The sequence below is a fragment of the Ottowia sp. genome, assembly GCF_035444425.1.
Taxonomy (GTDB): Bacteria; Pseudomonadota; Gammaproteobacteria; order Burkholderiales; family Burkholderiaceae_C; genus Ottowia.
Genome location: NZ_DAOMOQ010000072.1, coordinates 1 through 6,363 on the forward strand (window position 1 = coordinate 1; position 6,363 = coordinate 6,363).

Sequence of the window (6,363 nt, forward strand, 5' to 3'; positions counted from 1 at the left end):
GCTATGCGGCAGCATGAGCGTATGTTAGGCATTTGCCTGACTGATCAATAACAGGGATTGGCTTTGATCGACATGGGCCTCTACCGTCGCTTTTACCGTCAGAAAAACACGTCCTTTGCTGGCGCGGGTTTACGCGGCATCGGCTCATCATCAACCAGCGCCTAGGATAGCGCAGCCAGCCGCGCAGCGAGCAAGTCAGCCTGCTCGGCGAACCTCCTCGCATCGGTCTTCTGCAACTGCGCCAGGTTGTGCAGCTTCCAGCGGATGCCCGGCAGTTGTTCGAGGTGCGCGATGCCCAGCAGCGACCACTCCGGCGTGCCGGCAGCCAGCGACAGCAGGAAGCGTCTTTCGTCAGCGTCCAAGCCCTGCTGGAGTTCTTGCAGCATGCGTTCTCGCGCGGCAAGCAGCGCATCGAGCGGCACCGGCTCGGCCGTCATGCCCTGGAAGTTGTGCTCGTAGTCATGGCGGACGTCCCGCAGCGGCGTGAACAGCACTTCATGGATTGGCCGGTTGCTGCTGGACAGATAGACCACGAACGCGCGCCGGATGCCGGGCGTGATGCCCTCATGCGCAAAAAGCTGCATCACGTCGAACAGGTCGCGCGGGTGCTGACGATCCAACGCTGCTACCAGCTTGCCGCCATACACGTCCTCCAGAGACACCACCGGGATCTCCAGATCGGCCAGCAAAGTGTCGCGTGCGGTCGGCGTGAGCGAAGCGCGGCGCACCGGCTGCACGGTGCCGCGCATGACGAAGTTGACTTCGACCTTGACCTGAATCGGGCCACGCCGCACCAGCAGTTTGGTCTCCCCTGCCGCGGCTGCCGGCGCATGCGTCTGGAAGCCCTGCTTCTTCAAACGCTCGACAGCTTGCCGGATGGCCTCGTTGATGCGCACCAGCGCCTCGTCACGCGGCAACGTGTGATCGGGAAAGACCAGATCAAGATCGACCGACAAGCGCGGCATGTCGCGCACGAACAGATTGATCGCCGTGCCACCCTTCAAGGCGAACGTGTCGTCCATGAACACCAGCGGCGCCACCTGCGTCAGCAGGCGAGCGGTATCGAGATAGGTCTGGTTCATGGCTTGAGCACCAATAGGCCATCGGCCGATCGGGACACCCAGGGGCGATCACTGCCCGTCGGCAGCGTGGCCGGATCGAGCTTCACCGCCCAAGGCAACGACGCCTCGCGACCGAGTTGCAGGCACAGCCGCACGGTCTTGACGTTCGTGCAGCGCTGCAACAGCTCGTTCAGCACATCGGCGCGCAAGCTGTACGCGCTTTCGACGAGTTCGCGGGCTTCCTGCAAGGGCTGGCGCACTCCGACCTCGCTCAACAGCTCCAGCAAGGCGCGCTCCGGCGCCGACACCTGCGGCGCTCCGCTGCGCTTCTCGAATGGGCCAACATGCAGCAAGGCTCCCGGCTGCTCGTCGAACAGGCGCTTGCGGTGGTACTCGGCCGGGAAGCGCTCGGTGAACCACTCCGGCAAGCGCCCTGCCGTCCAGCCATACAGATGTAGTACGGGCTGCTGCGACACGTACTGGCGCACGCCGTACCAGTCCAGCGCCGACTTGCCACCGACGTGCAACCCCTCGAATCGCCGCTGCAACAGCAGCAGGCTGGGATGGAGCGCCGGGGCGTCATTCGGACGGCAGAACACCCCGCGGGCCAAGCGCGTGAGCCACCCTGCCCGGACGTAGTGAACAGCCAAGTCCGCAGAGATACCCAGCGCCGCCAAGTCCGCCGAGGTCAGCGGCGTCCCCGGCGCCAGCCGGGTGTAGAGCGCATTTAGCTTACTTGATATCGTCGTAGCCATACTACGATTTCTACAACTTTCCAAAGAGAAAGTCAATTTGATATGGTCAACGTAGTCGTAGTATGGATACGATATTTACAACATATCCAAATGCTCATTCCTTCGGCACTGCCACGCGGGAAGATGGCCGGGCAGCGTCTCCCCTGCCCTTCCTGAACCCCCTGTCCCCCGCCATGAACGCCTCCAGCATGTGCGGGATCAGCGTCGCCGCATCGACTGCCTCGCCATACGTCTGCGCGTGCAGCGCGGCGTAGCGGTCGAGGTCGGCTTTCAGGCTGGCCGGGCAGGCAAAGGCCAGCTTGACGCTCTCGGTCCTGGGCAGCGGCCCGAGCCGCAGCTTCTTCCTGCTCATTGCGATGCCCCCCGGTTGAAGAACAGCGGCTGGTAGGGCCGCAGCACCAGGTCCCGGTTCACGATGACGCGAACCGGCAGGCCCGGCCTGATGGTCAGCGTCGGCTGGATGTTCATGTTGCGCCGAGTGATTTCCTGGCCGACCTGATTGATGCTGTCCTGGGCGCTGTCGCGCCCCGCGATCACGATGCGGTTGCCGTCCTGTCGGTTCTCAGGCGCTGCCAGTTCAGCGCCCACGCCCAGCAGCGTCGTCAGCACCGCGCCCGCGACGATGCGCTTCCAGTGCCAGTCCACGTCGTCCTCCAGGCCGGAGTAACCGGCCGGGTCGGTGCCGATCAGGTTGTCGAGCGTCAGCGAAGACGTGTCCGGCAGGATGACCCGGTTCCACACCACCTGCACGCGGCTTTGCCCGTAGCTGACCTGGCTGTTGTATTTGCCGAGGATGCGCGATCCCTGCGGGATCAGCAGGAACTTGCCCGTGGCCGAGTCATAGACCGGCTCCGTCACGGTGGCTATCACGTCGCCCGGCAAGTCCGACTTGATGCCCGTCACCAGCGCCCCGGCGATCACCGTTCCGGCCATGACCTGATACGGCGAGGCCGGCATTTGCAGATTGCCGGAATTGCGCGTTTCCGTAGAACCGCCTTTCAGGAATGCCTCTTTCTGGTCTTGCCGGTTCTGCACGGCGGTCGGATCGGCAGGCTGGGCCGCCGTCGAGGCCGGCCCGGCGGCAAGCGGATCGAAGGCCGCGAGCGTGTTGGTAGGACCCGGTGCAGCCTGCGCCACCGTGGCTGCGGCTTGCCCCTGGCCTCCCGAGCGGAAGAACACCGACGAAGCCGCCGCCGCTTCCGCCTCCTTGCGCAAGGCGTCGTTGGGATCGTGGCCGGGGGCCGCGTAAGCGGCCACGGCCGGCTGCTGCGAGTTCACGATGGCCGGGCCGAGGTCGCCCGGCAGCGGCGGCCCCAGTTCGGGCACAGCGGGCGGCAAGGCCGGCGGCAGCTTTGAGTAGTCAGCCGGCAGGCCGTCCAGCCCTTCCGACTTCGAGACACGATCGACGTTGTAAAGCTCGGTCTGCTCGCCCGCACCACGCCGCTGCGGTTGCAGCGACCAGATCGTGGCCCCGAGTACGGCGACCGACAGGCCGCCGACGAGGACGGCCAGCGTGCGCCGGTTCAGGCGAGTGACCGGGCGCGGCTGGGCGCGCAGCGCCACCGCCTCGGGCGCGATCTTGCCCGCCTGCGGCGTGGCGAGGTCGGGGGTGTCGTCCTGGCTCATGGTCAGTTCCTCCGTGCCACGCCATCCGTGCGCTCGATCCGCACCACGTCGCCCTTGTCGCCGCCCAGGCGCAGCTCGGCCGCGCCAAAGAGGCGATCCACGATGTAGTACGGCGAGCGGAAGCGGTAGTTCACCAGTTGGCCGTCGCCTTCGGCACCGATCACGAACAGCGGCGGAAGATCGCCTTGCGCGATTCCGGCGGGAAACTGCACGTACACCTTTTGCCCGTCGTCGAAGGCGCGCAGCGGCTTCCACGGCGGATTGCTGCCGCTGATCGTGTAGCGAAAGCGCAGGTTCTCCAGCGACAGGCCGCTATCGACCGGCGCGGCGGCGCTGGCCGCCTGCGCCTGGCGCTGCAAGGCCAGCATCCGGTCGCGCGGGTACTCCCACGAGACTGACGCCATCCACGTCTTGTCCGTGGAAGTCAGCTCCAGCAAGTACGTCCTGCGGCTGGTGGTGATGACCAGATTGGTTTTCAAGCCCGAGCGGATGGGCTTCACCAGCACGTTGACGCGCAAGTCGGCACCGCTGCCGCTGGACGTGTCGCCCACGATCCAGCGCACCGTATCGCCGGCAGCCACCGTCACCAGTTCTTCGCCAGGCTGGAGCGACACCACGGTCACGCGGCCCACGGCCGCATAGACCTGATACAGCGCACCATCGGTGAAGGGCCACACCTGAATCGCGTTGACGTAGCCCTCGCGCGTGGGTGCGACGCGGGCCTCGGCATTGGCGCGTGAAACGCGCACCTTCTCGTCGGCAGGTTCTGGCGCGGGCTTGGCGTTCTCGGCCTCGAGCACCGGCATCAACTGCGCGGGCATCGGCAGCACCTCGGGCACGGCCACGACTTCCACCGGCGCGGGCGGCTCCGGTAGCGGCTGGGCCTGCACCGGCTCATCGAGCGAGATGGTCGGCGGCGGCTTGCCCTGCGTGGCGCAGCCCGCGAGGGCAAGCACGATCAACGGCAAGGCGGATTTACGGAAAAGATCATTCATGGTTTTGCTCCTTCGGAAGAATCCAGTTCGCGGCTCCACGACAGGCCGTTGACGTAGATGCCCAGCGGGTTCTTGCGCAGGCGTTCTTCGGTGCGCGGCGGCTGGAGCACGATGGACACCACGGCGGTCCACCGCTCCAGTCCGGCCGCGGCACCGTTGACGTAGCGGCGTTCCGTCCAGCGCACGTTGAAAGACGTGTCGCTGGCGCGCACGACGCTGGTGATCTGCACCGTCACCGATTCCTTGCCGATGCGCGCGAACGGGTCGTTGACCCGCGCGTAGTCGTTGAGCACGGCTGCGCCCTTGTCGGTCGTGTAGTCGTAGGCGTCCAGCCAGTTTTGGCGGACGACGATGGGGTCGATGGACAGCGAGCGCACCAGCGTCACGAAGCGCGCGATGTGGTGCGCCGTCTGCGCGTCGTTGGGCCGGTACGGCGTGGCGGCTTCGCCCACAGCGCGCACCTGGCCCGCGTTGTCCACCTCCACGACGTAGGGCGTCACGATGGACTGCGCCGAGCGCCACACCAGGCCGCCGGCCATCAGCAGCGCGAGCGTCAGGCACCCGAACGCCATCAGGCGCCAGTTCTTCGCCTGCACGCGCGGCGAGCCGATACGGTCGTCCCATACCTGGCCGGCAGCTTGGTACGGCGTGGCAGGCGGCGGCGTGTCGGCGTAGCGCACCTGCGGTTTCTTGAATCGCATGGTCTGTTCTCCTTATGAGTCGGAATCGCGCAGGCTCGGCCCTTGGCCGGAGCCGCCGCCATCGCCACCGCGCAGCGTGTGGGCGGTAGTGGTCGCGGCATGGGTGAGTTGCTGGCGGCGATGCAACCGCTTGGCCCAAGCGGGCTGCTCGGGCGTCTGTGCAGCGGCAGCGCCTGCGGGGGCTTCGCTCGTAGCGGCCTGACCGGCTGACGCGCCAGCGTCGCCATTCCAGCCCGCGCGGAACGGCGCGGCCATGCGCTGCCCGGCAGCGGAAGCGCGGGATGCGGCAGCGCGCCCGGCAGACTGCGCGCCGGTCTTGGCGACGTTGCCCAAGCCCGCCATCGCACCTTTGGCACCGCCGCCTGCTGCGGCGGAACCGGCCTGGAACGCCGACTTCGCGCTGCCGGCCGCCGACGTGGCGGCACGCGCGCCGCTGCCGGCCAGCTTGGCGGCAGCCGGGGCCATGCGCGCACCAGCGGCCACCGCGCCGCCCACGCCCGTAGCCGCTGCGCCAACGGCAACCGCAGTCCCGGCAGCGCCGACGGCGGCGCCGGCCATCGCGCCCGCGCCGAGCTGGGGCGCACCGGACACGAGGCCCGTGGCGATGCCAGGGCCGAAGATCCCGAGCGCCAGCAAGGTGAGCGAGGCCAGCATGATGACCAGCGCGTGGTCGATGTTCGGCTCGGCGGGATGGACTTGGAACTGCGAGAACAGGCCCGAACCGATGCCGACGATCACGGCCAGCACCAGCACCTTGATGCCGGCGGCCACGACATTGCCCAGCACCTTCTCGGCGAGAAAGCTGGTCTTGTTCCACAGCGCGAACGGCACCAGCACGAACCCGGCGAGCGTGGTCAGCTTGAACTCGATCAGCGTGATGAAAAGCTGACCTACCTGCACTCGACCATCTCGACGCGGCGCTACCGGCTGGCGGTGCCCGAAGTGCCGTTCCACATCGACGCGCTGCTGACCGACTCGCCGCTGGTCGGCGGCCTGGCGCCCATGCTGGGCGACCAGCATCTGCGCGTGGTTTCGGTGCGGGGCTTTCCGACCTCGACCTGGCCGGGGATTCTGGACGATCTCAACCGCCTGGGATTTGCGTATCGCTGGAGTACGCGCTTTCTGTGCCTCGACAAATCCGAGGCGGAAAAGGAACTGGGCCGCCTGCGTCGCCAGTGGTTCGCCAAGCGCAAGAACGTCATCGCGCTGCTGCGCGAAACGATCT

The 6,363-nt window shown here is 67.1% G+C and carries 6 protein-coding genes and 2 pseudogenes; 1 reads left to right on the forward strand and 7 read right to left on the reverse strand.

The genetic code is table 11. The features are described from left to right. Nucleotides 1–161: 161 nt before the first annotated feature. The 7 genes and pseudogenes from PK606_RS15665 to PK606_RS15695 all read right to left on the reverse strand — a co-directional run. A complete protein-coding gene (locus PK606_RS15665; protein ID WP_324565280.1) occupies nucleotides 162–1,082 on the reverse strand; it encodes a nucleotidyl transferase AbiEii/AbiGii toxin family protein in 921 nt (306 codons plus the stop codon). After that, nucleotides 1,079–1,816, reverse strand: coding sequence for a type IV toxin-antitoxin system AbiEi family antitoxin domain-containing protein (locus tag PK606_RS15670; protein ID WP_324565281.1), 738 nt, complete (start codon nucleotides 1,814–1,816; stop codon nucleotides 1,079–1,081). Before PK606_RS15670 ends, PK606_RS15665 begins: the two co-directional genes overlap by 4 nt. A gap of 94 nt (nucleotides 1,817–1,910) precedes the next feature. Then, entirely contained in the window at nucleotides 1,911–2,168 is a 258-nt protein-coding gene (locus PK606_RS15675) for a DUF2274 domain-containing protein (RefSeq protein WP_324565282.1), read from the reverse strand. Continuing rightward, nucleotides 2,165–3,442 carry a TraB/TrbI/VirB10 family type IV secretion system protein gene (locus tag PK606_RS15680; RefSeq protein WP_324565283.1) on the reverse strand — a complete coding sequence of 426 codons (1,278 nt, stop codon included), beginning with the start codon at nucleotides 3,440–3,442 and terminating at the stop codon, nucleotides 2,165–2,167. Before PK606_RS15680 ends, PK606_RS15675 begins: the two co-directional genes overlap by 4 nt. A gap of 2 nt (nucleotides 3,443–3,444) precedes the next feature. Next, nucleotides 3,445–4,437: a P-type conjugative transfer protein TrbG gene (gene trbG, locus PK606_RS15685; RefSeq protein WP_324565285.1), complete on the reverse strand. Its 993-nt coding sequence runs from the start codon at nucleotides 4,435–4,437 to the stop codon at nucleotides 3,445–3,447. Further along, complete coding sequence (trbF, locus tag PK606_RS15690) at nucleotides 4,434–5,138, reverse strand: conjugal transfer protein TrbF (protein ID WP_324565286.1); 705 nt, start codon at nucleotides 5,136–5,138, stop codon at nucleotides 4,434–4,436. Before trbF ends, trbG begins: the two co-directional genes overlap by 4 nt. A gap of 12 nt (nucleotides 5,139–5,150) precedes the next feature. After that, a pseudogene (locus PK606_RS15695) lies at nucleotides 5,151–6,026 on the reverse strand (type IV secretion system protein); the annotation flags it as partial. Here PK606_RS15695 and PK606_RS15700 point away from each other — a divergent pair. Continuing rightward, a pseudogene (locus PK606_RS15700) lies at nucleotides 6,018–6,363 on the forward strand (conjugal transfer protein TrbE); the annotation flags it as partial. The pseudogenes PK606_RS15695 and PK606_RS15700 overlap by 9 nt on opposite strands.

Coding starts and splice junctions, on each gene's coding strand:
- PK606_RS15665 (WP_324565280.1), bottom strand. CDS start 1,082: ATGAACCAGACCTATCTCGATACCGCTCGCCTGCTGACGCAGGTGGCG.
- PK606_RS15670 (WP_324565281.1), bottom strand. CDS start 1,816: ATGGCTACGACGATATCAAGTAAGCTAAATGCGCTCTACACCCGGCTG.
- PK606_RS15675 (WP_324565282.1), bottom strand. CDS start 2,168: ATGAGCAGGAAGAAGCTGCGGCTCGGGCCGCTGCCCAGGACCGAGAGC.
- PK606_RS15680 (WP_324565283.1), bottom strand. CDS start 3,442: ATGAGCCAGGACGACACCCCCGACCTCGCCACGCCGCAGGCGGGCAAG.
- trbG (WP_324565285.1), bottom strand. CDS start 4,437: ATGAATGATCTTTTCCGTAAATCCGCCTTGCCGTTGATCGTGCTTGCC.
- trbF (WP_324565286.1), bottom strand. CDS start 5,138: ATGCGATTCAAGAAACCGCAGGTGCGCTACGCCGACACGCCGCCGCCT.